This window comes from Methanomassiliicoccales archaeon LGM-DZ1, assembly GCA_030168595.1.
In the GTDB taxonomy this organism is placed as follows: Archaea; Thermoplasmatota; Thermoplasmata; order Methanomassiliicoccales; family Methanomethylophilaceae; genus Methanomethylophilus.
Window position 1 is genome coordinate 1,407,420 of the sequence record CP115556.1, and the last position, 25,093, is coordinate 1,432,512.

General features: G+C 60.4%; 24 protein-coding genes and 1 tRNA gene. 18 read left to right on the forward strand and 7 right to left on the reverse strand.

All coding sequences use genetic code 11. The features are described 5' to 3' along the window. Positions 1-71: 71 nt before the first annotated feature. Positions 72-719: a site-2 protease family protein gene (locus tag O8W32_07110; protein WII08933.1), complete on the reverse strand. Its 648-nt coding sequence runs from the start codon at positions 717-719 to the stop codon at positions 72-74. Between the two features lie 69 nt (positions 720-788). On the opposite strand from O8W32_07110, the gene O8W32_07115 reads away from it, so the two are divergent. Both O8W32_07115 and O8W32_07120 read left to right on the forward strand, forming a co-directional pair. Next, positions 789-2,912: a phosphoadenosine phosphosulfate reductase family protein gene (locus O8W32_07115; protein ID WII08934.1), complete on the forward strand. Its 2,124-nt coding sequence runs from the start codon at positions 789-791 to the stop codon at positions 2,910-2,912. Positions 2,913-2,942: 30 nt separating this feature from the next. After that, positions 2,943-3,674 (forward strand): hypothetical protein, encoded by a 732-nt coding sequence (locus O8W32_07120; protein WII08935.1) that lies wholly within the window; start codon positions 2,943-2,945, stop codon positions 3,672-3,674. Here O8W32_07120 and O8W32_07125 read toward each other — a convergent pair. Genes O8W32_07125 through O8W32_07135 form a run of 3 tightly spaced genes read right to left on the reverse strand, consistent with a single transcriptional unit; the run spans position 3,610 to position 5,488 of the window. Next, a complete protein-coding gene (locus O8W32_07125; GenBank protein ID WII08936.1) occupies positions 3,610-4,173 on the reverse strand; it encodes a hypothetical protein in 564 nt (187 codons plus the stop codon). The genes O8W32_07120 and O8W32_07125 overlap by 65 nt on opposite strands. Before the next feature lies 1 nt (position 4,174). Next, positions 4,175-4,651 carry a pyruvoyl-dependent arginine decarboxylase gene (locus tag O8W32_07130; GenBank protein WII08937.1) on the reverse strand — a complete coding sequence of 159 codons (477 nt, stop codon included), beginning with the start codon at positions 4,649-4,651 and terminating at the stop codon, positions 4,175-4,177. 18 nt (positions 4,652-4,669) lie between these two features. Next, positions 4,670-5,488, reverse strand: a complete 819-nt coding sequence (locus O8W32_07135; GenBank protein ID WII08938.1) for a PAC2 family protein — start codon at positions 5,486-5,488, stop codon at positions 4,670-4,672. A gap of 54 nt (positions 5,489-5,542) precedes the next feature. Here O8W32_07135 and O8W32_07140 point away from each other — a divergent pair, with 54 nt between their 5' ends. The 9 genes from O8W32_07140 to O8W32_07180 all read left to right on the forward strand — a co-directional run bounded on the left by O8W32_07140 (position 5,543) and on the right by O8W32_07180 (position 15,348). Continuing rightward, positions 5,543-6,814, forward strand: coding sequence for a pitrilysin family protein (locus O8W32_07140; protein WII08939.1), 1,272 nt, complete (start codon positions 5,543-5,545; stop codon positions 6,812-6,814). Positions 6,815-6,839: 25 nt separating this feature from the next. Continuing rightward, on the forward strand, positions 6,840-7,379 hold the full coding sequence (locus O8W32_07145; protein ID WII08940.1) for a hypothetical protein: 540 nt from the start codon (positions 6,840-6,842) through the stop codon (positions 7,377-7,379). 24 nt (positions 7,380-7,403) lie between these two features. After that, the gene (locus O8W32_07150; protein WII08941.1) at positions 7,404-8,213 is read left to right on the forward strand and encodes a LysR family transcriptional regulator; all 810 of its coding nucleotides are present in this window, start codon (positions 7,404-7,406) and stop codon (positions 8,211-8,213) included. Between the two features lie 117 nt (positions 8,214-8,330). Continuing rightward, positions 8,331-8,840 carry a CoB--CoM heterodisulfide reductase subunit C gene (gene hdrC, locus O8W32_07155; protein ID WII08942.1) on the forward strand — a complete coding sequence of 170 codons (510 nt, stop codon included), beginning with the start codon at positions 8,331-8,333 and terminating at the stop codon, positions 8,838-8,840. A 2-nt stretch (positions 8,841-8,842) separates the two neighbouring features. Next, positions 8,843-9,688 (forward strand): CoB--CoM heterodisulfide reductase subunit B, encoded by an 846-nt coding sequence (gene hdrB / locus O8W32_07160; GenBank protein ID WII08943.1) that lies wholly within the window; start codon positions 8,843-8,845, stop codon positions 9,686-9,688. A gap of 107 nt (positions 9,689-9,795) precedes the next feature. Then, positions 9,796-10,518 (forward strand): cobalamin-dependent protein, encoded by a 723-nt coding sequence (locus O8W32_07165; GenBank protein ID WII08944.1) that lies wholly within the window; start codon positions 9,796-9,798, stop codon positions 10,516-10,518. A 135-nt stretch (positions 10,519-10,653) separates the two neighbouring features. Next, positions 10,654-11,469 (forward strand): 30S ribosomal protein S3ae, encoded by an 816-nt coding sequence (locus O8W32_07170; GenBank protein WII08945.1) that lies wholly within the window; start codon positions 10,654-10,656, stop codon positions 11,467-11,469. 88 nt (positions 11,470-11,557) lie between these two features. Then, positions 11,558-11,667 (forward strand) — tRNA-Met (locus tag O8W32_07175). A 156-nt stretch (positions 11,668-11,823) separates the two neighbouring features. Further along, positions 11,824-15,348 (forward strand): cobaltochelatase subunit CobN, encoded by a 3,525-nt coding sequence (locus tag O8W32_07180; GenBank protein WII08946.1) that lies wholly within the window; start codon positions 11,824-11,826, stop codon positions 15,346-15,348. Here the strand turns inward: O8W32_07180 and O8W32_07185 are convergent, their stop codons facing one another. From O8W32_07185 to O8W32_07195, 3 genes are read right to left on the reverse strand one after another with little or no spacing between them, the layout of a single operon-like run. Continuing rightward, positions 15,349-16,140 (reverse strand): ABC transporter ATP-binding protein, encoded by a 792-nt coding sequence (locus O8W32_07185; protein ID WII08947.1) that lies wholly within the window; start codon positions 16,138-16,140, stop codon positions 15,349-15,351. Then, complete coding sequence (locus tag O8W32_07190) at positions 16,137-17,306, reverse strand: iron ABC transporter permease (protein ID WII08948.1); 1,170 nt, start codon at positions 17,304-17,306, stop codon at positions 16,137-16,139. Before O8W32_07190 ends, O8W32_07185 begins: the two co-directional genes overlap by 4 nt. An 11-nt stretch (positions 17,307-17,317) precedes the next feature. Further along, positions 17,318-18,388, reverse strand: a complete 1,071-nt coding sequence (locus tag O8W32_07195) for a hypothetical protein (protein WII08949.1) — start codon at positions 18,386-18,388, stop codon at positions 17,318-17,320. Between the two features lie 86 nt (positions 18,389-18,474). On the opposite strand from O8W32_07195, the gene O8W32_07200 reads away from it, so the two are divergent. From O8W32_07200 to O8W32_07230, 7 genes are read left to right on the forward strand one after another with little or no spacing between them, the layout of a single operon-like run. Continuing rightward, positions 18,475-19,506, forward strand: coding sequence for a hypothetical protein (locus tag O8W32_07200; GenBank protein WII08950.1), 1,032 nt, complete (start codon positions 18,475-18,477; stop codon positions 19,504-19,506). Beyond that, complete coding sequence (locus O8W32_07205; GenBank protein WII08951.1) at positions 19,490-19,975, forward strand: hypothetical protein; 486 nt, start codon at positions 19,490-19,492, stop codon at positions 19,973-19,975. The genes O8W32_07200 and O8W32_07205 overlap by 17 nt, the downstream gene beginning before the upstream one ends. 60 nt (positions 19,976-20,035) lie before the next feature. Then, on the forward strand, positions 20,036-21,208 hold the full coding sequence (locus O8W32_07210; protein ID WII08952.1) for an ArsA family ATPase: 1,173 nt from the start codon (positions 20,036-20,038) through the stop codon (positions 21,206-21,208). A gap of 2 nt (positions 21,209-21,210) precedes the next feature. Beyond that, on the forward strand, positions 21,211-22,017 hold the full coding sequence (locus O8W32_07215; GenBank protein WII08953.1) for a hypothetical protein: 807 nt from the start codon (positions 21,211-21,213) through the stop codon (positions 22,015-22,017). Continuing rightward, positions 22,014-22,619 carry a TIGR00296 family protein gene (locus O8W32_07220; protein WII08954.1) on the forward strand — a complete coding sequence of 202 codons (606 nt, stop codon included), beginning with the start codon at positions 22,014-22,016 and terminating at the stop codon, positions 22,617-22,619. The genes O8W32_07215 and O8W32_07220 overlap by 4 nt, the downstream gene beginning before the upstream one ends. Further along, positions 22,616-23,902: a dihydroorotase family protein gene (locus tag O8W32_07225; protein WII08955.1), complete on the forward strand. Its 1,287-nt coding sequence runs from the start codon at positions 22,616-22,618 to the stop codon at positions 23,900-23,902. Before O8W32_07220 ends, O8W32_07225 begins: the two co-directional genes overlap by 4 nt. After that, the gene (locus O8W32_07230; protein ID WII08956.1) at positions 23,877-25,001 is read left to right on the forward strand and encodes a YkgJ family cysteine cluster protein; all 1,125 of its coding nucleotides are present in this window, start codon (positions 23,877-23,879) and stop codon (positions 24,999-25,001) included. The genes O8W32_07225 and O8W32_07230 overlap by 26 nt, the downstream gene beginning before the upstream one ends. Positions 25,002-25,093: the final 92 nt, after the last annotated feature.

Consider the following 25,093-nt stretch of genomic DNA (forward strand, 5'->3'; position numbering starts at 1 on the left):
GCCTGCCCAATTTTCTTTCCTTTTTTCTAACTTGGTCTGCTGCCGATATCCGCCGAGCCGGGCGTGCCGGCTCAGGAGTAATAGATCGTCGGCATGAACCAGAACGAGATGAACAGCACCACGGCGATCCCCATGGCGAGCGCGTAAACCCCAGTGTTCCACCTGAGGATCTTGGCGCCGTCGAGAGGGCCGAAGGGCAGCATGTTGAACAGTGCCAGCGAAGCGTTCATGCTTGCCATGAGGTAAACGGGGACGACATAGGCGGTCTCGTTCAGGACCAGGCTTCCCGCGATGCCGACGGCCGCGAGGAACATGTTGACCGCGGGCCCGGCGATGCTTATCCTGCCGTTGTCCTCCACGGTCATGTTCCCCCTGATGTAAACCGCCCCGGGGGCGGCGAAGAGGAAGCCGAAGACGGACATGACGAGGGCCAGCAGGAGGCCCATCGGGTACATCCTGTACTCTGCCCAGCATCCGAGGTCCTGGGACATGAACTTGTGGCCCATCTCGTGGCCCACGAAGCTCAGGAGCATGATGACGAAGATGACCGCGAACATCGCCCCGTACTCCGAGCCGCCGAAGTGGCGCTCGAAATAGTCCGCCACGCTCCCGGACCTGAACATGATGACGACCGCGGCCGTCAGGACAAGCGTGGAGATGAATATGTCGCGGATCTCGCGGGGACTGAAACTGTGGGCGCTGGACAACCTGCCGCTCATCATGACCGCTCCTAGTCTGCATACGTAAAAGCCAATCACTTATAAATCGGGAGCGGATGGGCATCAGAGATGGATGCTCAACCGAGGAACGCGGCCAACGGCAAGGAGACCATGAGGTGGTGCGACGCCTGCGGCACGCTGATCCTGGGAGCGCGCTGCTCCGTATGCGGTTCCGCCGGCAGGGAGTTCGAGGTCAACAGCCCCGGCGACATACGCCCCTGCATGGGGGACAGCAGGGGCATCCTCGAAGGTCTCCTCAGGGACGCCTTCGGCACCGCCGCCCCCATCGAGCGCAAGGAGGTGTTCTTCAACAAGGTGCCGGGCGAGGACCGCACGGACGAGATCGTGGCCCACGGGTCCGTCATAGGCATCCTCAGGTTCGACATCCCGTCCGAGAGGCTGCAGGTGGAGCTGCGCCTGCGCGGCGCGGAGCTGTTCGCGCCCGCAGCTTCGAAGAACGTCGTGTCGATCTCCGGCGTCTCGGGGCACCTCAAAGGCAAAGGCGTGGCGGGGGAGAACGTCTCTGCCATCATCGGGGAGTTCCGCAGCGGAGACCCCATCATCGTCAGGAAAGGCACCAAGACCGGCCCCGGCGTGGCCATGGCCGATTCGGCGGACATGAGGTCCGCCGAGAAAGCGCTCCGCGTGAGGGACCTCGGGGCCCCGTCCGGCCTGCCCCTGTCCCCGGATGCCGATGATAGGACATTCGTCGCCTGCAACAGGGAGCACCTGGAATCCATAGAGCGCAGGGCCGTGGGGGAGATCCGCAGCTACGTGAAGGGCAGGAAGCAGCCGGTCACGGTGTCGTTCTCGGGAGGGAAGGACTCCCTCGCCGCCTGCGGGCTCGCTATCGAGGCCGTCGGGTCCCCGGAGCTGCTCTTCACCGACACCGGCCTGGAGTTCCCGGAGACGGTCGCGTACGTCAGGCGCTTCGCGGAGGAGAAGGGGCTGAAGCTGCATGCCGCCGAGGCGGGGAGCGCGTTCCGCGACAACGTCGATACCTTCGGCCCTCCCGCAAAGGATTTCAGGTGGTGCTGCAAGGTCTGCAAGCTCGGCCCGATAACCGACCTCATCGCCCGCGACTTCCCCCGCGGGACCGTCACTTGCGAGGGGAACCGCTCCCTGGAGTCTTTCTCCCGCTCCGGGACGGAGTTCGTGTCGAGGAACCCCTTCGTCCCCAACCAGACCAACCTCAACCCGGTCAGGGATTGGTGCGCGGCCGAGATCTGGGGCTACATCTGGATGAAGGGCCTGGACTACAATCCCCTGTACAACAGGGACTTCGAGAGGATCGGGTGCTACCTGTGCGCCTCTTGCCTCGCCAGCGAATGGAGGAACACCAAGAGGATCCACCCGGAGATGTACTCGGATTGGGAGGCGTACCTTCACAGGTACGCCGAGTCCAGGGGCCTGCCGCCCGAGTACGTGGACCTCGGCTTCTGGAGGTGGAAGGTCCTCCCCCCGAAGATGAGGCAGCTGGCGGACAGCATGGGGCTGGACCTCCGTGGCGGCCCGGAGGGCGGCGGGATGTCCATGAAGCTCATGAAGGGCGCCTCGGTGTGCGTCGCCGGCGGTTATTCCATGGAGGCCGTGGCCACGATGCCGAGGAAGAGGGATTTCTCGTACGTGGAGGATGCCCTGAGGACCGTCGGCGAGGTGAAGTACTCGCCGGAGTTCGAGATCGCCCTGGTGAGGACGCCTTACGGGCGCGCAAGGCTGTTCGGCGGGGGGCAGATCTCCGTGACGGCGGAGAACGCGGAGGATGCCGAGCGCATGTTCGCCAAGGCCGGGAAGGCCCTGGTCCGCGCCGAGCTGTGCACCGAGTGCGGAATCTGCGCCAAGTCCTGCCCCAGGCACGCCATCAGGATAAAGGGGGGCATGAGGGTCGACCCGGAGAGATGCACCTCCTGCGGCAGGTGCGAGGCTTCGTGCATGGTCGTTCACTTCTACGACAAGATCATGGAAGGGAAGGCCGCGCCGGCCCCGGAGAAGTGCCAGGTGTCTCCGGGCCCCGCTGACAGCAGGGGGCCCCGCAGGGAACGCTCCGGTCCCGGCCGGCGCGGGAGGTACTCCGCCGGCAGGTATTCTGGGCAGAGGCGCGGACGGGCGCCCTCCGGATCCCCGCGCAGGGAAGGGAACGGGCATCCGCGGGACCGCAGGCGGGACGGCGGACGGGCGCCTCCCCGCCCGTGAAGATTTATAAGGCCCACAGGATGCTCCATCATGGACTCCCCGATATTCTACATCGCGGCCGTTCTCGCCTTCGCGCCTGCTCTGGCACTGATGTACGCTCTCGTCAGGAAGTACACCTATCCGTACACCGACCATCCTTACTTCGGGGACCCCATGTTCTTCGGGCTCTTCGCTGTCGGGCTCATAGCGGGGACGGTGATGTTCATGGTGTACACCTACATCATGAACGCGATCCTGGGGATCATCCTCTTCTCCGTGGTCCAGTGCCTGGCACTTGTCGTGGTCATGAACCTGAAGCGTTTCCGCGGCCACTCGGAGAGCATATTCTACGGCCTGGCGTTCGGCCTCGGTGCCGGATGCGCCACCGGGACGGGGTTCATCTATTACATCGCGTCGGCCACCGACAGCCTCGGGGACAGCGTGGACGTCGCAGGGTACGCTTACCTGTTCATCATGTCGCTGTCAATGCTGTTCGAGTACTCAGCCGTGGGGATCGACATCGGCAACGGGATCGCGCGCCATGCTCCCATGCAGTACGCGGCCTCCGCGATGATCTGGAACCTGGTCTTCTGGATAGTGGTGTATGTTTCCCTGGACAACTCCGACAGCGCCATCATGTACGTGGCGGCCGCGGCCGTGCTGGCACTTTCCGCGATATATCTGTGCGCAGGGGCGCTCAGGGAGATACCCCGCATGGTCAGGGAAGTCGATTCCCAGAACAGGAAGGGGAAGAAAGGGAAGAATTCCCGAGACAGCCTCTGAAACGGCATCGCGAGCGCTTGTAGCGCCCGTACTTGGTCTCGTAGACCAGGCACCTGTCCAGCATGGCCGAGAGCATCTTTTCGGCGTTCTTCGGCTCGAACTGCCTGAGGTCATCGACGGTCCATTCGCCGTAGATCCTGTCCAGCCCTTCCGCTAGGATCTCCATCTTCGCTTCCGGGCCCGAAGCGCGCTTGTACTCGTACTTCAGGACGGATCCGGGGTCGGACGGGTCGGGAAGGGCGGTCTCTTCTTCCGCAGGCAGGGACCCGGCGGCCCATTCCGTGTCCGCAGGGGACCGTCTCATGCCCTGCCTCGCCCCGTCACGCAGGGTAATCGCCTCGATGCGCCTGCGGAGCAGCTCCTGGTCGCGGGCCCTGAACAGCAGGGCCCTTTCGGAGGTGACGTCGGCGTTCCCGCAGTAGGGGCATACGGTCCTGCCGTCCTTCTCGTCGATGATCCTGGGGCGCCTGCAGTTCCCGCATCTGATGATCGCGAACATCTCAGTCTCTGAAGTCCGTGAAGACGACCGCCGAGACGCAGCACCCGTACTCGCCGTCGGGCACCGTCTGGTTCTCCACCCTGCAATGGACCTCTCCGAACTCCACGCCGCGTATGCGGGACATCTCGCGCATCTTGTTCCTGAGCTCTTCCGCCAGGTCCTCGCCGGACCCGTGGAGGTGGCCTTCGGCGACATATCCGCCGTGCCCGTCCTTCCTGAAGGCGTAGGCGACCCCGGACGAGATGACGTCTCCCGATCTCCCGCGCATCTGGGACAGCACGCAGAAGGTCACCATGCCCATCGGGATCTCGCAGACGTCCACCTGCTCGGCGCCGTCGGGTATGACCGATGAGACTGCGACGAGGTTCTGCTCGCTGATGTGCGCTTTCAGGAGTGCCAGGTCGAACGCGTTGAGGTCCGACACAGGGCTGGCGGCCTGGCCGGAGGTCACGAAGAAATGTTTCGGTACGGTCTGCATATTGCTCTCTCCGAGTTCTCATCCGTAGATGCTGTGGTTGATCGTCTGTTGCTGCATCTGCGCCTTTATCCTGCCGTCGATCTCGTTGGCCTCGTTGGTGAGCGGGGACGGGTCGACGTCCAGGCCAGGGATGAGCGTGGAAAGGGGCCCGAGGAGCCAGGATGCCGCCCTCGGGTCGGGCAGCTGCGGGTTGGCCGGGGACAGGACGCATTCCACTTCCCTCCCCTGCTGCTCCCCCTTGAAGAGCATGACCCCGGAGACGCCGCGGACTATGCCGTCCTTCATTAGCTTGAGGCCGCTGTCCTCCATGCGCTTCCTGGCGCTGTCGGTGGACCCGAGCCCCAGGAGCTCGGTCTGGTCGGGGGAGATCCTGGGTATGCCGTCGACGCAGACGATCTCCTCCACGCCCAGGCTGTCCAGCGCCTCCAGTATGGAGTCGCAGATGCAGCCGGTGTGCTCCGGCCTGGGTGCGATCTCCGAGGTGACGATGACAATGTCGCGCTTCTTGCGGGATGCGCGCTTCTTCACAGCCGCCGCGGCCGGCGCTTCGGAGGCGCTCCCCTCGGTTCCGTCGGCCGCCTTCTTTGCGGGCTTGCGCCTCTTCCTGGGGAGCTGCCCGGCGTAGATCCTGACGGGCGGGTAGCACCTCCCTTCCTGGACGAAGGCGTACGGGGGCAGCTCAGTCGAGTCGACGGCGGCCGCCACATGCAGTCCCAGCGTCCTCGCCAGGTAGCTCGATACGATCCATCCCACGAGCCCGACGTTGGGGAAGCCGACCACCGCGATGGGGTCCTCCAGCGGCTCATCGGCGTATCTCAGCACCTTGAATTCCGACATCGCGGGGTCGGCATGCGGTAAAGTTATTAAAACGTCCGCAGAGTGGACCGGAGCATGTCGAATACCATCAGGAAAGCGGAGACCGCCGGCGGGATCCCGGTCCTAACAGAGCCTATGGACGGAAGTGCCAGCGCAGGGTTCATGATAGCGGTGAGGACAGGGTCGCGCGACGAGCGCGACGGCATACGCGGCCTCTCGCATCTCCTGGAGCACACGGTGTTCAGGGAGACCCGCAGCATGGACTCGTTCCAGATGGCGAAGCTTATGGAGGGGAACGGCGGGGAGCTCAACGCCTTCACCGCCAAGGAGATGACCGGTTTCTACGGGATCACCCTGAAAGAGACCTCCGATGTCGCGATGAGGTGCGTGGCGGACATCGTCGCCAACCCCCTAATCAACGAGAAGGACACGGAACTGGAGAAGCAGATCGTCCTCCAGGAGCTGAGCATGGTGAAATCGGAGCCGGAGGAGTACGTCCACGACCTGTTCGAGAGCGACCTGTGGAAAGGGGAGCAGCTGGGATATGACGAGGGCGGCACCGAGGAGAGCGTCAGGCCGCTCACCCACACGGACCTGCGTCAGTACTACTCGGAGAGGTACGGCAGGCCGAACCTCGCCGTGTTCGCCACCGGCGGCATAGACCCGGACAGGGTACTGTCCTGGGCGGAGGACAGCCTGGACGGGATGTCGGCGCCGGTCGTCGGAGCAAGGGTCCCTCCCAAGATGCCGGGAGCGTCGCACACGGTCCATGCGTCCGCGGCGGAGCATGTGAACATCGGCTTCGGGTTCCCCGTGGGGGAAGGCACCGAGGCCGAGCGCTATGCCGAGTCCGTCCTCGCCTCTGTCCTCGGCGCCGGGACCAGCTCGAGGCTGTTCCAGAGGGTCCGCGAGAAGAACGCGCTGGTCTACTCCATCTACGAGACCGCGGAGCATTACAGCGACGCCGGGTACGTGGTATCGTTCATGTCGTGCACCCCGTCGAACGTCCCGAAGGCCCTGGAGGAGACCGCGAAGGCGCATGCCGAGTTCAGGAAGGAAGGGCTGGAGAAGGATGAGCTCTCCCGGACCAAGAACCTCCTGAAAGGGGAGATAGCCAGGTCCGCCGAGACTACCGACGGGCGCATCTACAGGATGTGCCGGGGATTCATGACCCACGGCGCCGCCCACAGCGCCAGGGAGACCATGGACCTCATCGACTCGGTGACCGAGGACGATGTCATGGCCGCCGCCGACAGGGTTTTCAGGGCCGACAGGCTCAACATCACAGTCCTCGGGAAGCTCGGCCGCCGGGCCGGGGCCTTCGACTTCTCGTCGCTGGACGTCTGAGCCGGCCGCGTCCCTGAAGCCGGAGATGACGTGGAGGACCGCGCTGCCGGCCGATCCCCTCGAGGCCGCGACCTCGGGGGTCAGGTCCTCGCTCATGGTGGCCATGTCCTTCACCTCAATGGCCACGAACTTCACGGACAGCGGCATCTTCTCGGGTTCCATCTGCCTGCCGATCTTCAGCGCGGTGGCTATGTTGATGTCGTGCGAGGGGACGCTCGCGACGGTGGACTCGAAATCGGCCACATCGAAGATCAGGACGGTCCCGGGGCCGTACTGCCCCGTCTGTATGGCGTCGACGAACACGGCGTACGAGTACCCCTCTATGACCGGGAGAACCTCCAGCCCGCCGATCGCTTCCGCGAAGCAGTCGACGTCCTCCATACCCATCGCCTTGATGTCGTCGGAGACTTTCAGCCCAACCGAGTCGTCGCTCATTATCGGGCTGCCGAGGCCGACCACCGCTATGCGTCCGTTCAGAGCCATTGTACCGCACGGAGCATGGCCTCCGCATCTTAAAAGATGCTTCCGGCGGCTCCTGCGCGCCACGCGCGCGATGTTCCTTTAATATCAGGGAGAGGATGACTGCGCTATGGAGATCAGGGTCCGCACCGAGCAGATAATCAACGGGCAGGGCGTGACCAACCGCCAGCTCGAGGCCCTGATCGCGGTGGCGAAGACGGGGAGCATGACCGCGGCCGCCCGCGAGCTCGGCATCTCGGTGCCGGTGGTCCACCGCTACATCTCGAACATCGAATCGGCGGCGGGCGTCCCCGTGACCGTCTCGACCCCCTCGGGCACATCTCTGACCGCGGTCGGGAAGGAGATCGCCGAGAGGTTCACCGAGTCGGAGGCCAGGGTCTCGGACGACAGGGGCTTCACGGTGTGCTGCAGCCCGGTGACCGAGGAGCTCATGACCTCGGTGTTCTCCTCCCTCAAGCTCACGGACGTCGAGCTCGTGATATCGGACGACGTGCACAACGTCAGGATGATGAAGGAGGGCCTCGCGGACCTGGCCCTCATCGACGACCCGCTCTATCTCTACGACTTCGACGAGATGGGGTACGACATGGACGAGGTCGGCTACATGGGGATGGTCTATGTGGACAACGGCCCCGAGTTCATCCGCTACAAGTACGGGGCGCAGAGGGTCGCGTTCATGTTCCTGGAGTCCATGAACAGGGAGCACACGGTCGTTTCGGAGACGTACTCCCTGTCGGAGATGCTCGGATCGGGCAAGAGCTTCTTCGTCGACGAGTACCTGCTGACCAGGAAGCGCCTGAAGATCAAGTCCGCCGTGGACCCCGGGGTGCTCAGGCATGCGATAACCGCGGTCTTCAGGGAGAACGACCGCACGGCGGAGAAGATAATCGCGTCGGTCAAGGCGAGGCATCTGGCCTGAACCTGCCGGGCGTTGGGGACTGTAGAATATTTAAGTATACCTTATAAGGTAACCCTAACCGTTCCGGACCGTTCCCTGTTAAATATCTTCAGAAAATTTTCGCATCCAGTGAACGTCATGGACGCTACTGAAGTCAAATACGACCCGGAATTCGAGAAGAGGCTCGCCGAACTCGGAGGAGCAGACGCCAAGCTCTGCTTCCAGTGCGGAACCTGCACCGCCGGATGCCCCTCCGGAAGGAGGACCTCCTACAGGGTCAGGAAGCTCGTCAGGATGGCCCAGCTCGACATGAAGGAGCAGATCATCAGCTCCGACGAGCTCTGGATGTGCAGCACCTGCTACACCTGCGTGGAGAGGTGCCCCCGCCGCGTCCCCATCGTGGACATCGTCATCGCGCTCAGGAACATGGCCGTCGCCGAGGGCCACATCAAGCCCGCCCACAAGAAGACCGCGACCAACCTGTACACCATGGGCCACACCGTCCCCATCAACGACAACATCAAGGCCATGAGGAAGTCCCTCGGGCTGCCCGAGGTCCCCCCTACCGTCCTCAGCAACCAGAACGCGTTCGCCGACCTCAAGAAGATCATGGATGCGGCCGGATTCAACAAGATCGTGGAGGAGTGAAAATGGCAAAATACGCTTTCTTCCTTGGATGCATCGCGCCCCTCAGGTACCCCGGTGTCGAGAAGTCGACCCGTGTCGTCTGCGAGAAGCTCGGGATCGAGCTCGTCGACCTGAACGACGCCTCCTGCTGCCCCGCACCCGGAGTCATCAGGGCCTTCAGCAAGACCACCTGGCTCGCTGCCGCCGCGAGGAACCTCGCGCTCGCCGAGAAGATGGGCCTGCCCATCCTGACCATCTGCAACGGATGCTACGGATCCCTCTTCGAGGCCGCCCATGAGCTCAAGGAGAACCCCGAGGAGCTCGCCAAGGTCAACGAGATCCTGAAGGAGATCGGCCTGCACTACAACGGGACCACCGAGGTCCACCACTTCGCCGAGGTGTTCTACAAGGAGGTCGGGATCGAGAAGATCAAGGCCGCCGTCACCAAGCCCCTCAACTACGGCATCGCCGTCTTCTACGGATGCCACTTCCTGAAGCCCGGGCACCTGAAGAACCTCGATGATACCGAGAACCCCAAGATTCTCGACGAGCTCGTCGAGGCCACCGGATGCAAGAGCCTCCCGAGGAAGCAGAAGACCCTCTGCTGCGGATCCGGAGGAGGTCTGAAGGCCGCGTTCGGAGATGTCGCCAACGAGTTCACCAAGACCAACCTGGAGAACATGAAGGAGTCCGGAGCCCAGTTCATCGTCGATGTCTGCCCGTTCTGCCACCTGCAGTTCGACACTACCCAGGAGGCCCTCGGGTACAACATCCCCGTGCTCCACCTCTCCCAGCTCTACGGCATCGCCATGGGCATGTCCGAGGACGAGCTCGGACTCTCCGCCCACAAGGTGAAGGTCGTCCTCTGAGGACGTAAACTCTCCGGGGCCTCCGGGCCCCCTTTTATCTATTGAACACTGCGGATCCGAACCTTTTCGGGGTGTCTTATAAAGGTACGCAAGCATTTTGTACTCCGATGTTGACCCAGGAAGACGCGGAACGCGCCGCCCGGAAGGCGGTCATGAACTACAGCGCCGCGGCTGCCCGCGATGTATCGGAAAGGGCCCTGGCCGGAGGGCTCGACCTGATTTCCCTGATAACCAACGGCTACACCGCCGGGATCAAGGAGATCGGGAGGCAGTACGACCGCAGGGAGATCATGCTCCCGCAGCTGATGGCCGCAGGCAGCGCGATGAAGGCGGGAGTCGATATCCTGACGCCCCACCTGGGCAATCCCTCCGACGGGTCGATGCTGGGGAGGTTCGTCATCTGCACCATAGAAGGCGACATCCACTCGATCGGCAAGGACATCTGCGCCGCCCTCCTGCAGGCCGCCGGCTTCTCGGTCGTCAACCTGGGGCGCGACGTGCGCGTGAAGTTCATCGTGGACGCCGTGGAGGACGACGGCGCGGTGGCCGTGGGGACGTCTGCGCTCATGACCTCCACCATGGTCAACCAGAGGCGCCTGGAGGAGATGATGGCCGACAGGGGCCTCAAGGGCAAGGTCGTCACCAATGTCGGCGGGGGCCCTGTGACCCAGGACTGGGCGGACGAGATCGGCGCCGATGTGTTCTCCGAGAATGCGGAGGACTGCGTCCGGAAGATGCGCGCTGCGCTCGGGGAGAAGGGCAACGGCGCCGCTCCCGCCGGAACGTCTTCCGATGAGAATGTTATAAATAATAGTGGTACCACCCACTGATGGAATAAATTATATTTTTAGGTGAATTTTCCAATTGCTGGACATTGAGGAAAATACAAAAACCTAAATTTGGTCCATTCTGGCAATCTTTTTATATGCTCCGAAGATAGGCTGACAGCAATAGGAGTTACCGAAATGGCAGCACCCGGAGCAGAGAAGAGGGCCGCAGAGGCCAAAGCAGCCGCTGAGAAGGCGGCGGCGACCGCGGCAGAGCCCGCCAAGGATACGAAGAAGACCGCGCCGGCGGCGAAGACCGCAGGCGGCAGGAAGAGCAAGGACAAATGGAAGGCCAAGGAATGGTACCAGATCCACGCTCCCCGCATGTTCAACGAGATCGTCGTCGGAGAGACCCCCGCCGTCGACCCCGAGGCCCTCCTGAACAGGAAGGTCGAGATCACCGTCAAGGACCTGACCGGCGACCTCACCAGGATGCACATCAAGCTGAAGTTCAAGATCGTCGGTGTCGACGGGCACGAGGCCAAGACCGAGTTCATCGGCCACGAGTTCGCCGCCGACCACGTCCGCAGGCTCACCCGCAGGAAGAAGACCAAGACCGACCACGTCGTCGATGTCACCACTGCCGACGGCTACGTTGTTAGGATCAAGACGATGGCCATCGCCGACCGCAGGATCCAGTCCTCCCAGGAGGACGCGATGCGCGCCGCCATCGGAGAGTACCTGGTGAACTTCGCCAAGGAGAAGAAGCTGTCCGATGTCGTGAAGGCTGTCATCTCCGGAGACATGTCCAAGGACACTGCCAAGGCCTGCCACGTCATCGTCCCCATCAAGAGGGTCGAGATCCGCAAGACCGAGGTCCTCAGGAAGGGAGAGGGAGAGCCCGAGCCCATCATCGAGGCCCCCCAGCCCGAGGAAGCTCCTGCCGAGGAAGCCCCCGCAGAGGCCGCTGAGGCTCCTGCCGAGGAAGCTCCTGCCGAGGAGACCAAGGAGTGAACCCCCCGCAGGCGCAGGCCTGCGGGACCTAAACCTCTTCCGCCCATCCAATAGGGTTATAAACCCTGAGAGGATGGGGCGGTTCAGCGCCGGGATGGCTCAGCCTGGTAGAGCGTCGGACTCATAGGGTTTGGTTTAATTACTGACCTCACCAGGGAAATCCGAAGGCCGAGGGTTCGAACCCCTCTCCCGGCACCAACCTTTATCATCTCAGGACTGCGATGCTGTCATCGGCCTGCGGTTTCTTGTTGCAACTATGAATCAGCAGGTCGCTTTTTGAATGGGGCGGTCTTTAAATGGGGCGGCTTTTTCAGTCACAATGATTATGTTCGTTGGAACTATCATCCAATCATAATGGGCGAACTTCTCATCACCGTGGTTTCTGTGTCCATGCCGGCAGTTCTGTCCACGTGCGAGTATGCCTCTTTGCATAAGATTCGGGGAGTGAGGTTCTCGGTCTCATACGTTGGTCAGGGACATGGCAGTATCGAAGGGATTCTCGGAGACATAGAGTCGGCCGATGCTCTTGTCATAGATCTCATGGGCCTTTCCAGCGCAGATTGCCGCATGATTGTCTCTGCAGCTAAAAAATGCAAAGGCATTCGCGTAACAGCGGGAGGGATGGCTCCCAATTTGGCCCGGATCGGAGGGTATGATGCATCGCGTTTCAGGATGAGCGCTGCCGATGAAGAGAACCTCCATCGTATCAGCCAATGTTGGAAACGGGCGGAAACCAGGGATATGGAATACATCTACAGCCTCATTCTCGGGCATTACCTAGGGATTCGCAGCGTGGAAGAGAAGGAGTACCCGGAGGTCAGAGAGGGAGTTTACCTGAAAGATCCGGACACCGGCGAAGAATGCCCGGATGTCGGCTCATACCTGTCTGCCCACAGTTTCGGGAAGAAGGAGGGAACGGTGATGATGGCGTACAGCGGCAGCAGCTATCCCTATGACAGCAGAAAAGTCGCCGAACGCATGTTCGCGGCATTAGGCGGTTTCGCCGACGTCATCCCTGTTGCAATGAACAGTTACAGCGTGGACAGTGCAGACGAGCTGAGGAGGATCGCCGGAAAACCCGATGTCATCGTCAATCTGCTGCCGTTCCGCTTCCTCGCGGGCCCCATGGGAGGGGACAGTGGCTCTGCCGTAGATCTCCTCAGGGAGTTCGGGGCTCCGATCCTCTCTCCGTTCATCATGACAGGCACTTCTCGCGGTGATTGGATGCGTTCAAAAACGGGCGTCGATGCCATGGAGTTCATGCTGGACATATTCCTTCCCGAACTCGACGGAGCCGTCTGCACCATTCCTGTAGGCACATCCGAACCCATGCCGTCTTCAGAAGGTTTTCCGCCGGGCGCATCCGAGATAGATCCGCTTGATGATAGGATTTCAAGGATCGCCGGAAAGGTCCGCGGTCTTCTGAGGCTTCGCCACAAATCCGAAACGGAGAAAAAAGTGGCGATCATCGCATACAATTATCCTCCGGGAGAGGGAGAACTCTTCGGCGGTTCCTTCATCGACGGAGCAGGGTCTCTGTCAAGCATCTTATCGATGCTAGCGACGGCAGGTTATGATACCGTTCCTATGAGCGCAGGAGAGATAATCAGCAGGTTTCTTTCCGACGGGATACTCAACGGCGGAGATTGGCTGGCTCCGACCGGGGCCGTCATCAGGAGCCTGCCGAGGGGAAACCATCCCTGCGAGATCTCGGCAAGATGGGGACCGGAACCGGGAAAGATCATGGTCTCGGACGGGAAATACCTGATCCCAGGGATCGTCGACGGCAATGTGTTCATCGGCATCCAGCCCGCCAGAGTGCCGGAGAAAGGGGACATAAGCGGATCCTACCACGATGATTCGCTTCTGCCGCACCACCAATATCTGGCATTTTACGAATGGCTGCAGAGGGATTTCGGGGCCGACGCGATCGTGCATCTCGGAACCCATGGAACTCTGGAGTTCCTGCCCGGGAAGGAGCAGGCCATGTCGGGGCAGTGCTATCCGGATATGCTGATGGGGGACCTGCCGCACTTCTACATCTATTATTCCGGGAACCCCTCGGAGGCGATGATCGCGAAAAGGCGTTCCCATGCGGCGATAGTGAGCTACATGCCTCCGCCGTTTGTCCGCAGCGGGACATACGGCGCCCTTGCAGAATTGGAATCCGAGATAGCGGAACTGCGTGAGAGTTCAAAGGCCGATTCCGGCCGCGCCGAGATGCTGAAGGACAGCATAGTCAGGAAAGCTGCAGAAATGCGCTTGCCGACAGACATCGAAGAGCTAGAGGATGAACTTGTCAATATTCGCAACTCTCTCATCCCGAACGGACTCCATGTGTTCGGGAAGGGGATGTCGGCGGAAGATGCTGCCTGCTGTGCGGCGGAATCTCTCCGCTTCCCCCATGACGGGCTTCCTTCTCCGGAATCACTGAACGGAATCTCCGACGGGGAACTGGCAGAAGCTGTTTCTGAATATGCTGCGGACGGCAGAGTGCCTTCTTCAGCAGCAGATGTCGAAGGAATCGCTGTTTTTCTCGAATATGCAAAGAAAGTCATGTCGGCGGCCGAACATCCCGAAGAGGAAGAGGGTCTGCTGACAGCACTGAACGGAGGTTACATCGAGGCCGCCCAAGGGGGCGATTCTCTGAAAGATCCGGAAGTCTTGCCATCGGGGCGCAACATCGTGCAGTTCAATCCTTTTCATATTCCCACGCAGGCAGCTTTCAAGAGAGGTGCGGATGCCGCCCGCGATCTCATAGACCAGTACCGCCGGGACAGCGGCAGATGGCCCCGCCGTGTGGCCCTGGTTCTCTGGGGACTGGAGACTTCCAGGACGCAGGGCATGACAATAGGGCAGATCTGCGGGTATCTGGGTCTCCGCATGGTCTCTCAATCGGGAGACTTCGTTTCCCGCTTCGAGCCCATTCCGATTGAGGAGCTGGGGCGCCCCCGCATCGATGTCACAGTATCCATGTGCGGATTCTTCCGCGATATGTTCCCCAATCTCGTCACGGGGCTGGCAAAGATCTTTGAGACGGTCGGGAAGCTGGATGAGCCGGAAGAGCAGAACTATATCAAGGCCGGCGACCGCAGAAACCTTGAATATCTCTCCGTCGCTGGCTATTCAGGAAAAGAGGCCGAGGATCTGGCCTTCTGCCGCCTGTTCGGTCCTGAAAGGGGAGAGTACGGAACCTCGGTCACTGCTGCTGTGAAAAGTTCCTCTTGGAAAGAGGAATCGGAGCTGGGCGGCATGTTCATTGACAGTCTCCGTTTTGCATATACTGCAGAACGCCGGGGAGAAGACATCGCCGGCCTCCTGGAACATAACTACAGTGCCGTCGATGTTGTATCTCAGGTAAGGGACAGCAAAGACCGCGAGATCATTGATCTCGATCACTATTATGAGTTCCTCGGCGGGCTTTCCAAGGCAGTAGAAGTGAGTTCCGGCGCCAAACCGGAGGTCTACGTAGTGGACGACAGCGGTCCGAGAACGAAGACCGAGCCCGCCGCCCGTTCTTTCGAAAGAGGTCTCAGGACCCGCCTTCTCAATCCCAAGTGGATAGACGGGCTGCTGAAAACCGAATATCACGGTGCCCAGAAGATCAACGAACGTTTCGAGAACACGCTCGGACTTGCCGCTACAGTAGGCTGCGTCAATACGGGGGCTTTCAGCGACCTTCTGTCACGCTATGTCCTAGACAAGAATACCAGAGACTGTGTGAAGGCCAACAACCCTTGGGCTTATATGTCCATGATCAAAAGGCTCTCGGAAGCTTACGAACGCGGATACTGGAAAGCTACAGACGAAGAGCTCAATGCCTTGAAGAAGGAGTTCGAGGATGTCGAAGGGGAGTTGGAAGATGTTTCTGACCGCTGATCAGGCACGATCTGCGACACGGTCGTTCCCGTCATCATAAGCACGGACGAACAGCCCATGGCGGTCTTCCATTATCTCTGCAGACACTCCGTAAACATCCATGATCATCTTCGGAGTTATGACATCCTCAGGTTTCCCGATATCGTAGACGCTTCCGTTGTGGAGCACCATCACCTTATCAGAATATCTGATGGCCAGATTGAGGTCGTGCAGAGCGACCACGAGGCACGATTCCCGCTCCCTGGTAAGTTTCTTCATGATCCTCATCGTATCCTGCTGATTGCGCAGGTCGAAAGAACTGGTAGGTTCATCGAAAACATAGAACGACGGACGCTGTGCCAGAGCGCGTGCGATGAAGGCGCGTTGACGCTGGCCACCTGAGAGATTCTCGATATTGATGCCTGAATATGCGTTGACGTTCATGTCGATCATGGCCTGGGCGGCTATCTCGAGATCCTCATGCGTGTATGACCATTCGACATAAGGGCGCCTTCCGATGAGGACGAGATCGTAGACCGTGCTGTGCCCTGCTGTGCCTATCGTCTGTGGGACATAAGCAACAAGTTTCGCCATCTCTTTCGGGTCCATGGCCAGAAGGTCCCTGCCGTCAACCGTTACCGTGCCTGCTTTGGGAGGGATGACTCCGCAGAGGGTCTTGATGAGCGTGGATTTTCCGCATCCGTTGGGGCCCAGAATCGTAAGCAGCTCTCCGCTTTCTGCTGTGAATCCTACGTCCTTGATTACGCAATGGGGTCCGTATCCTTGGGCAATGCCTTCTGCTTCCAGTTTCACAGCCTATCTCCCCATCTTTTCCCGCTGATCATCCAGAGGAAGAAAATCCCGCCGATCACATACATGATTATCCCCACCGGTATCTGCTCAGGCCTGAGAATCACTCTGGAAATCACATCCGATACCATCAGAATGGACGATCCCAGGAGGGCCGAGGCCGGGATCACATAGCGCGTGTCGTTCCCTATCACCATGCGGATCATATGGGGTGCCATGAGGCCGATGAATCCTATCACGCCTGTGAATGCGACGCAGGCGGCCGATACCAAAGTGCATACGATCAATCCGTTGCGGCGCAGCTTGTAAACATCAAGCCCTACGTTTCTGGCGATCTCATCGCCTGCCGAAAGGCTGTTTATGTCCAGCGAAATCTTCTCGAGATAGATCGTGCAAATGATGACAATCGGCGTAAGCACGATCACCGCGCCCCAGGTCGCGTTCCACATGCCGCCCATGAGCCAGTTGGTTATCTTGCGGAGCGCTTCATCATCGGAAACATACTGCGAAAGCGATATGCCGGCCGAGAAGAGATAGCTGATGACCACTCCTGCCAGGATGAGCGTGGCACGGGAAGCATTCTTCGAAGCGATTTTGAGCACCAGCAATATGCTCACCAATCCGAACATGAACGCGAAGGCCACCAGCAGTATGTTTTCCGCAGAGGTGCTGGCGAACCCGAGGTTCCATTCGTCGTGGAACCAGCTCCCGAAAAGCTCGGAGCCAAACACGATGGTCATAGCAGCACCGAACGATGCCGCTGTCGAGACGCCCAATGTGAAAGGGCTGACGAGCGGGTTTCTCAGCAGCCCCTGCATAACTGTCCCGGCAGCTGCCAGGCTGAATCCTGTCAGCAGGCAGAGGAGCGTCCTCGGCAGCCGGGAATTCATCACTATGTCGTCGTACCAATCTTTCGACGGGAGGTCTACCCACGCAGGGAATATGTGGTGGAACACGACGGCCAATGTATCGGAGAACGGGATGTTCACGGATCCGATGGCCAAGGAGCAGACGAAGGCTATCGCGGCCGTAACCGACATCAGCAGGATGAACTGCGTTTTGCGTTTCTTCGAGGCGCTGTAAGATCCCTCTATGCGGTCCTGCTCCCTTTCCGTCTCCTTTGCCTTGACGAGGCGGTCTTTTTCTGCGGCCTCAGCGTTTTCGTCCATCGGAAACCCGTTCAGACCAGCCCGCTTACCTCGACCAGTAAGTTCTCGGTCGAATAATCGAGGCCGAAAGCCTCGTTGATCTCTGTTATCTTCTCTTCTGCCGTTGTTCCGGTATCTGCGCCGAACGCCTGCGCGTACAGGATTTTGGAAACGCAGCAGAGGGCACCGTTTACACAATCCGTCGAGAGCGCATAGACATGTTTGTCAGTGAAGCAGCTCAGTTTGGAGAGGTCGATCCCGTTGCCCGAGTCGAGGAACTTCTGCAGATTCTCTTCCGGAGTGTCCATGGTATAGAGGAACAGATATTCCAGCCCATGCTCCTTGTCGAAGTTCAGGATGACTTCCGGAGCCTGGTTGAAGTATACGGTGTCCTTGACATTCGGGTCGATGATGTGCGTGTACGATTTACCGGAAACTTCTTCGATGGTCTTCACAGCGGCAGAGGCATGAGTATGGTAGAACCCGGACGAGCTCATATAGAGGCAGAAATCCGCATCCGAGGTTGACGAAAGGTCGAAGCTCTTCGCGTAATCGCCGCATTCGTTGAAGATCTTCATGTATTTTTCATAATTCGACTGAACTGTTTCAGTGGAGCCGAAGAGTTTTACGAGAATCTTGAGGTTATCCTCTATGACGTAGGGGTCGGTCAGGTCAAGGTAGATGACCTCTATGCCCATTTCCTTCAATGCTTCCGCATTGGATAGACCCATGGTCACCGGGGTCAGGATGACCCTTGAATCATGCTTGAGCATAGTCTCTCCGTCAGGTTCCGAGTAGCTTCCTATGTTGTAGCTGTTCTCGAAGAATCTGGAGAACGTCATCCCGTATTTCGAATCAAGGCCTCCTACCTGATCTTCGACTCCGAGGATCTTCAGGAACACAGGGATGTATTTGTGCACAACCGAAACATTCTCTATCGGAACTTCCACGGAATGCGAAAATCCCGCAGTATCGGTGAACGTGTATCTGTCTGCATCGTCGCTGCCGCCATCATCATCCGAATTCTGGCTGACTGAGATGGCGACTACAGCAATTGCAGCTACGGCAACCACTGCAATAATGGCTAGGTACTTGCTGTTCATCGATTTTGCAGGGTCAGTACACTATTTTAATTGTTGGATGAATAATCCAATATAATTTATACGTGCTTCACCTACAAAAATTCCATATGCTTTCGAAAACAAACATGTGCATCGCAGTTGTGATGGCAGTGGCCGTGGTCGGAGCGCTGGTCATTGCATACACCTATTACAACGACGATGATGACGGCGAGCAAGCAGATGTTTCGCTCATGGCGGACAACCTCGTCGACAACTATGCCAGTAAATTCGGAGATTTCTATGTTGCCGACGGTGCAACCTCGGACAGCGCGACTGTGATGACCGATACCGGTTCTGCGCGCCTGGCCCACACCCAGATCGTCTACAGGAATTCAGATAGCGCAAAGAGCGATTATGAGACCTTGGCCGCAGCAGTTGCCGCCAAAGAAGGATTCATGGGGGCCACCCCCTCCCAGATCACCGGCATCGATACCGATGGATTCGAGGGATTCACGGCATACAAGATCGATGTTCAGGTGGGCACCATGACCAAGTTCACCATAGTCTATTTTGCAGCCTATAGCGGGAATGTGGTATTGGACGGCACCAACAACGGGCTGTACCATGCAGGCTCGCTTGCCACAGATTCCGAGTTCAAGAGCGTGTTCTCTGCCATTCAAAGTTCTCTTACCCAGTCATGCTCCAGGAGCGCGGCAAACATGGCGGCATATGTCGACGAATCCTACTCCGGAGGATTCGGCGATTTCTATGTTGTCGACGGTGCATCGGCCGATACAGCGTCTGCGCAGGCCGACACAGGCTCTGCCCGTCTGCCCTACAGCACAGTTACCTTCACCCTCGCCGATGATGCTGAGGCCCAGTACAATACCCTCGCGTCAGTTGTTGCCGCCAAAGAAGGATTCATGGGAGCCACGCCCTCCGAAGTGACGGGGATCTCAGGATTCGACGGCATCACAGCATACAAGATCGACGTTCAGGTGGGCACCATGACCAAGTTCACCATAGTCTATTTCGCAGCCTACAGCCACGGTGTGCTGATTGATTGCAGTAACACAGGTCTGTACTTCGCAGGCAGCCTGGCCGGAGACAGCGACATCGCCTCCGTGATGCAGGCGATATCCGATGCAGTCTATGCATGAACCGGCAACGGATGCCCTTTTGCTGAGAGATAGGTTCCTCAAAAGCTACAGGGGGCCTTTCGGCCCCTTCACGGCCGATGAGGGATCTGACGCAGGGTATGCCTCCGCTTCCTCTCCTGACGGGGAAAGCACGACCGCGGTCGTCTTCGAAATTTGTGCGGATCCGATCCCGGAATTCGCATCCAAAAAGCAATTCATAGAGTCCAAGCGCAAACGCCTGGGCCCTATGGGCAAATTGAAAGAGTTCGTTACCCCGGCAGGTTTTGACGAGTCGTACGGAGGCATACTCAATTATCACCTTCTCGGGAAGACGGGCGGATTCTTCTTCTACACGGGCCGGAAAGGGGACGTTGTCATCTTCATACAGGCATACCATACGGCCGGAAAGGAAACCATATCAGATGCCGACCGCGACGGGCTGATCCAGGCCGTCTTCGACACCCTGGCACGACTGTCGCATTGGAAATAATCCTGTGAGGCGTTGAGTAGGCAGATTTACTTTTAATCCTCATGCTGCATCCATGCAGCTATGAGGCTCATCATCTACAACGGCAAGGGAGGCGTGGGCAAGACCTCTGTATCGGTCGCCACAGCGCTCCGTCTGGCACAGAAGGGCCACCGCACCATGCTCATGAGCGTGGACACCGCCCACTCGGTGGGGGATTCGCTCGATGTCAGGCTGGGCCCGGAGATTGTCAACGTGGCGCCCAACCTGGATGCCTTGGAGATCGATATCGTCCACGAGATGAAGACCAAATGGAACTCCATCAGCGAGTACCTTCAGGCCTTCATGCTCTCCCAGGGGCTGGACGGCATCACCGCCGATGAGATGGCCATCCTCCCGGGGATGGAGATGGTGGCGGCCCTGCTCTACGTCCTGACGTTCGAGAAGGAGGGCAGGTACGATGTCGTGGTCATCGATACCGCTCCGACCGGGGAGACCCTCAGGCTTCTCTCGTTCCCGGATGTCTCCAACTGGTACATCGACAAGGTCTTCGCCGTCGTCTCCAGGCTCATGGGGCTGGCGAGGATGACTATAGGACATATGGTGGACTTCCCGCTGCCGACCAAGGAGGTAATGGACTCCGTCATGGTGCTCAAGGACCAGATGAAGCAGGTCAAGAGGATCCTCGAGGACCCCGAGAACACCACCGTCAGGCTCGTCCTCAACCCCGAGAGGATGGCCATCAACGAGACCCGCCGCTCGTACTCCTACATGTGCCTGTACAATAAGAACGTGGAGTGCCTGATCGTGAACAAGGTCATCCCGGCGGACGCCGACGGGGAGTTCATGAAGACCAAGCTCTCCGAGCAGGACGGCTACATGAAGATGATCGATGAGTCCTTCTCCGGCCTGAAGGTGATGAAGGCATACCTCATGAACACCGAGGTCCGCGGGAGGGACAGGCTGTGCATGCTGGCGGACCAGATCTTCGGCGATTCCGATCCCATAGAGACCTACAGCTCGGAGAGCCCGATGAAGTTCTCCACCGGCCCGGACGGCCTCACCGAGCTCAGGATCAAGATGCCCTTCGTCCCGAAGGACCAGGTGGAACTTTTTAAGGGCAAGGAGAACACTATCATAATCCATGCAGGGAGCCAGAAACGCACCGTGTCCCTCCCGACATCCCTCTCCGGAGCGGATATCGTGGGAGCGGACTTCGGCGGCCAGGCCCTCATAGTGAAATTCAGGAAGGAATGACCATGGCAGACGGCGCGAACGACGAGGACATCAGGAAGTTCGAGGAAGAGAACAAGGAGATGATCGATAGGATCATCGCCAAAAGGAAGGCCGAGGAGGAGGCCGCCGACAGGGCCCGCTTCGAGGAGATGCGCGGGCGCATAGAGGAGCAGGAGAGGCGCGCCTCGGCGGACGAGAGGTACCGGGCGGCGATGGCCCGCGAGGCCGAGGAGGAGCAGCGCCGCACCGCCTACGACGATGCCGCCGACCGCGCCTACAGTGCGTTCGGGGACGCCAGGGACAGGGCGGCGGATTTCGCCCGCGACCAGGAGGAGTACGCCTACAGGCGCTCCCGCGAGGCCAGGGACCGCATCCGCGACAGGTACGCGGACGAGCGCCGCTACGCCTTCGATGCGGCGGACGAGGCGAGGGCGAACATCAGGGACGACGTTGACCGCATCCGCAGGTACGCCAACGAGGACATGGAGCGCGTGTTCAGCCCCTTCACCGACCCGAAGTTCCAGCAGCACCTGGTCGGGGCCGGCCTGGAGGCCTGGATGGCGCTCAACTCCCTTCTCAGGAGCAGCAACGCGCCCGAGTTCATGAAGGATTTCGCCGACAGCGCCGACCGCAGCAAGAACATCGAGTACTGCCGCAAGAACGAGTACTGCCGGAGCAAGAGGAACCCGGACGCGCCGCGCTACCGCGAGGAGAGCGGGAACGGCCGGACTGAAAGCGAGAGGCCCGCCGGCGGCCCCACACCCATATCGATCAACATCACGGACACTTCCGGGAAGAAGGAAAAGGACGGAGAGAGCAAGGAGGAATGAGCCTGCTCACGGACGACGAGGGGGCCGCCGTCGTCAGGGCGGCCAGGGCCATGGTGGAGGCCGAGGCGGCCGGCAGGGACATCGTCCCTCCGGAGGGCCTCCCGGCCTCCATGGATGAGAAGAGCGGCGTCTTCGTGACCCTGGAGAAGGAAGGCAGGCTCAGGGGATGCATCGGGATCGTCATGCCCGTCTATCCCGCCCGCCAGGCCCTGATGTACGCGGCGAGGGATGTCTGCCACGACCCCCGCTTCCCCGCGCTCAGGGAGAACGAGCCTGCCTTGTGCACCGTGGAGGTCTCGGTCCTCACCCCGCCCGAGAAGATAGAATATTCGGATCCCAGGGACCTTCCCGGGATGATCGTCCTCGGCAGGGACGGCCTGCTGCTGAACTGCCGGCGCAACGCCAAGTCTTGCCGCAGCGCCGTCTTCCTCCCGCAGGTCCCGGGGGAGCAGGGCTGGAACGCCGAGGAGTACCTCTCCAACCTCTGCGAGAAGGCCGGCCTGCAGGACGATGCCTGGCTCTCCGGGGTCATCGAGTTCAGCAGGTTCTCCGCCGAGGTGTTCTCCGAGGAGGCCCCGTGCGGGAAGGTCGTCAGGGTATGACCCAGGAGCCGGAGACCGTCCTCTGCGGCAGGATGTACCGCGGAGGGGAGCTGAAGTACACCGAGGTCGGGATAACCGACGGGAAGATAGTCACCGTCGGGAGCTTGGTGTCCGGAGGGGAGGACAGGATCGAGCTCGGGTCGAGCATGACCGTGCTCCCCGGGTTCATGGACCCGCACGTCCATTTCCGCGATCCTGGGATGACCCAGAAGGAGACCTTCTCCACAGGGTCCCTGTCGGCCCTCTGCGGGGGCGTCACCTGCGTCCTCGATATGCCGAACACCAAGCCGGCGGTCACGGACATCGATACCCTCATGCGCAAGAAGGCCGCGGTCGCCGGGCGCTCGTACACCGACTACGGGCTGTTCGCCGCCCTCACCCCGGGGTGCCAGGCATCTCTCCTGGCACCGTATGTGCCGGCCTTCAAGCTCTTCATGGGCTCCACCACCGGGAACATCCTCTTCAACGACGATTCGGAGATCCCGGACGTCATGGCGGAGGTCGCCCGCACCGGCAAGGTGGTCAGCGTGCATGCGGAGGATGATAATTTCATCGCGAAGGGCATCGAGGAGAGATGCTGCCAGGACCATCTCCGGGACCGCCCCGCCGAGGCGGAGTACTCGGCGCTCAGGCGCCTGGCGAGGTACTCCGGCACCAACAGGATCAACATCTGCCACTGCACCAACGCCCCCCAGGCCGAGGAGGCGCACCGCCTGGGCTTCACCACCGAGGTGGCCATGCACCACCTCACTTTCTACACCGGGAGGTACGAGAGCGCCTTCTACAAGGTCAACCCGCCCATCAGGGACAAGGCGTCCCGCGACGGGCTCCGGGAGCTGTTCAGGCGCGGGGGGATCGACATGTTCGGCTCCGACCATGCCCCGCACACCCTGGACGAGAAATCTGCTGATTTCGATTCGGCGCCCGGGGGCATCCCCGGCGTGGAGACCCAGATCCCCATGGCCGCCGAGATGGTGAGGTCCGGGGAGATACCCCTGCGGCAGCTGGTCTCCATGGGCGCCGAGAACCCCGGCAGGATATTCTCGCAGCCCAAGGGGAGGATCGAGCCCGGGTACGATGCGGACTTCGCGATCTTCGACATGCGCAGGGTCACCGAGATAGACGCCTCCAAGCTGCATTCCAAGGCCGGCTTCACCCCGTACCAGGGGATGCGCGCGGTGTTCCCCGATACCGTTATAATAAGGGGCCAGGTACAGGTCTCAGAAGGGGAGCCCTGCGCGGAGCCCCTCGGAAGGGATGTCTGTGGCCGATTACGTGGTTGATTACTCCGAGGTCGCCGGGAAGAAGGCGGAATGCATCGATGGCTGCGGCATGTGCTGCCTGTGCCAGCCGGAGGTACTGCCTTCCGAGCGCGTCTATTTCAAGGAGAACCATCCCAAGGACCTGGTGAGGACCAGGGGCCCCGAGCCCTACACCGCCCTCGCCCTCAAGAAAGGCTGCGGGTCCTGTGTCTTCCTGAACGGGGACCGGCGCTGCAGCGTGTACGATCACCGGACCACATACTGCAGGCAGTACCCGTACCATCTCTACGCCTCGGACCGCGTGCAGGTGGAGCTTGACCTCTCCTGCCGCGGGCTGTGGACCGGCCGCGGGGCCTCCGCCCTGGACGAGGCGAAGGCGATCGTGGCGGCCGCCTCCGGACGGCTGTCCGAAGCGGTGAAGGACGCGTCCGCGGTCTACGAGGAGTTCTACGCCAACGCCCGCGCCGCCGGGGTCATGGCCGATTCGTCCATGCTCAGGATGTCCGTCTCGGAGCACCTGGACGATTTCACGGACCTCGGGTTCATATCCCAGATCCTCGCCCTCTCGGATTCAGATTCCGAGATGTCCATCTCCGGGGCCCTCAGGGGAGCGGCCTACGACATCAACGACCTGAACGACGCCGCCCGCGCGGCCGCCATGGAGTCCCTGTCCTCGGAGGACCCGGTCAACCTTCCCGTGTACTGCGGCGAGGACCTCTCCTGGAACATATTCTCGGCCACCGAGACCGAGGTCGCATGGAATGTCCTGGACGGCGAAGGGAACCTGGAGAGGAAGGGGACGGCGTCACCCAAGACGATAAGGATCAACGTCCCCAACGACGAGGGGAGGAAGGTCCTCGCCGACTACATCAGGGTGCTCAACGGCCGCGACAGCTTCCTCGGGAGCGTCTACTGGCTCATCGACGCCGACGGGTATGCTGACGACATGGCCAACGCCTATTACGGGAGCATCGCCACCGCCGTCCTCGACATCCTGTGGAGGACCGCCCTCCTGGACAGGTTCTTCGGCACAGGCTTCGGGGCCAGGGGCATCAGGGACGCGGTGATCTTCTACGACATGGACCGCCTGGACGCGCCTGCCATCGGAGCGTTCGTCTGATCCCTGCCGGGGCCCCTTTTTAATAGGATAACCTTTAATACTGACTGCTTTATCGCATGCCTGATAGGCTGCGGCCATGGCGCACAGAGCGC

What these genes read in the sequence shown, in the direction of transcription:
- O8W32_07135 (WII08938.1), bottom strand. Translation starts at nt 5,488, where the DNA reads ATGTCGGAATTCAAGGTGCTGAGATACGCCGATGAGCCGCTGGAGGAC.
- O8W32_07110 (WII08933.1), bottom strand. Translation starts at nt 719, where the DNA reads ATGAGCGGCAGGTTGTCCAGCGCCCACAGTTTCAGTCCCCGCGAGATC.
- O8W32_07165 (WII08944.1), top strand. Translation starts at nt 9,796, where the DNA reads ATGTTGACCCAGGAAGACGCGGAACGCGCCGCCCGGAAGGCGGTCATG.
- O8W32_07215 (WII08953.1), top strand. Translation starts at nt 21,211, where the DNA reads ATGGCAGACGGCGCGAACGACGAGGACATCAGGAAGTTCGAGGAAGAG.
- O8W32_07170 (WII08945.1), top strand. Translation starts at nt 10,654, where the DNA reads ATGGCAGCACCCGGAGCAGAGAAGAGGGCCGCAGAGGCCAAAGCAGCC.
- O8W32_07120 (WII08935.1), top strand. Translation starts at nt 2,943, where the DNA reads ATGGACTCCCCGATATTCTACATCGCGGCCGTTCTCGCCTTCGCGCCT.
- O8W32_07220 (WII08954.1), top strand. Translation starts at nt 22,014, where the DNA reads ATGAGCCTGCTCACGGACGACGAGGGGGCCGCCGTCGTCAGGGCGGCC.
- O8W32_07130 (WII08937.1), bottom strand. Translation starts at nt 4,651, where the DNA reads ATGCAGACCGTACCGAAACATTTCTTCGTGACCTCCGGCCAGGCCGCC.
- O8W32_07180 (WII08946.1), top strand. Translation starts at nt 11,824, where the DNA reads ATGGGCGAACTTCTCATCACCGTGGTTTCTGTGTCCATGCCGGCAGTT.
- O8W32_07200 (WII08950.1), top strand. Translation starts at nt 18,475, where the DNA reads ATGCTTTCGAAAACAAACATGTGCATCGCAGTTGTGATGGCAGTGGCC.
- O8W32_07145 (WII08940.1), top strand. Translation starts at nt 6,840, where the DNA reads ATGACGTGGAGGACCGCGCTGCCGGCCGATCCCCTCGAGGCCGCGACC.
- hdrC (WII08942.1), top strand. Translation starts at nt 8,331, where the DNA reads ATGGACGCTACTGAAGTCAAATACGACCCGGAATTCGAGAAGAGGCTC.
- O8W32_07210 (WII08952.1), top strand. Translation starts at nt 20,036, where the DNA reads ATGAGGCTCATCATCTACAACGGCAAGGGAGGCGTGGGCAAGACCTCT.
- O8W32_07225 (WII08955.1), top strand. Translation starts at nt 22,616, where the DNA reads ATGACCCAGGAGCCGGAGACCGTCCTCTGCGGCAGGATGTACCGCGGA.
- O8W32_07230 (WII08956.1), top strand. Translation starts at nt 23,877, where the DNA reads ATGTCTGTGGCCGATTACGTGGTTGATTACTCCGAGGTCGCCGGGAAG.
- O8W32_07190 (WII08948.1), bottom strand. Translation starts at nt 17,306, where the DNA reads ATGGACGAAAACGCTGAGGCCGCAGAAAAAGACCGCCTCGTCAAGGCA.
- O8W32_07140 (WII08939.1), top strand. Translation starts at nt 5,543, where the DNA reads ATGTCGAATACCATCAGGAAAGCGGAGACCGCCGGCGGGATCCCGGTC.
- O8W32_07205 (WII08951.1), top strand. Translation starts at nt 19,490, where the DNA reads ATGCAGTCTATGCATGAACCGGCAACGGATGCCCTTTTGCTGAGAGAT.
- O8W32_07150 (WII08941.1), top strand. Translation starts at nt 7,404, where the DNA reads ATGGAGATCAGGGTCCGCACCGAGCAGATAATCAACGGGCAGGGCGTG.
- hdrB (WII08943.1), top strand. Translation starts at nt 8,843, where the DNA reads ATGGCAAAATACGCTTTCTTCCTTGGATGCATCGCGCCCCTCAGGTAC.
- O8W32_07195 (WII08949.1), bottom strand. Translation starts at nt 18,388, where the DNA reads ATGAACAGCAAGTACCTAGCCATTATTGCAGTGGTTGCCGTAGCTGCA.
- O8W32_07125 (WII08936.1), bottom strand. Translation starts at nt 4,173, where the DNA reads ATGTTCGCGATCATCAGATGCGGGAACTGCAGGCGCCCCAGGATCATC.
- O8W32_07115 (WII08934.1), top strand. Translation starts at nt 789, where the DNA reads ATGGATGCTCAACCGAGGAACGCGGCCAACGGCAAGGAGACCATGAGG.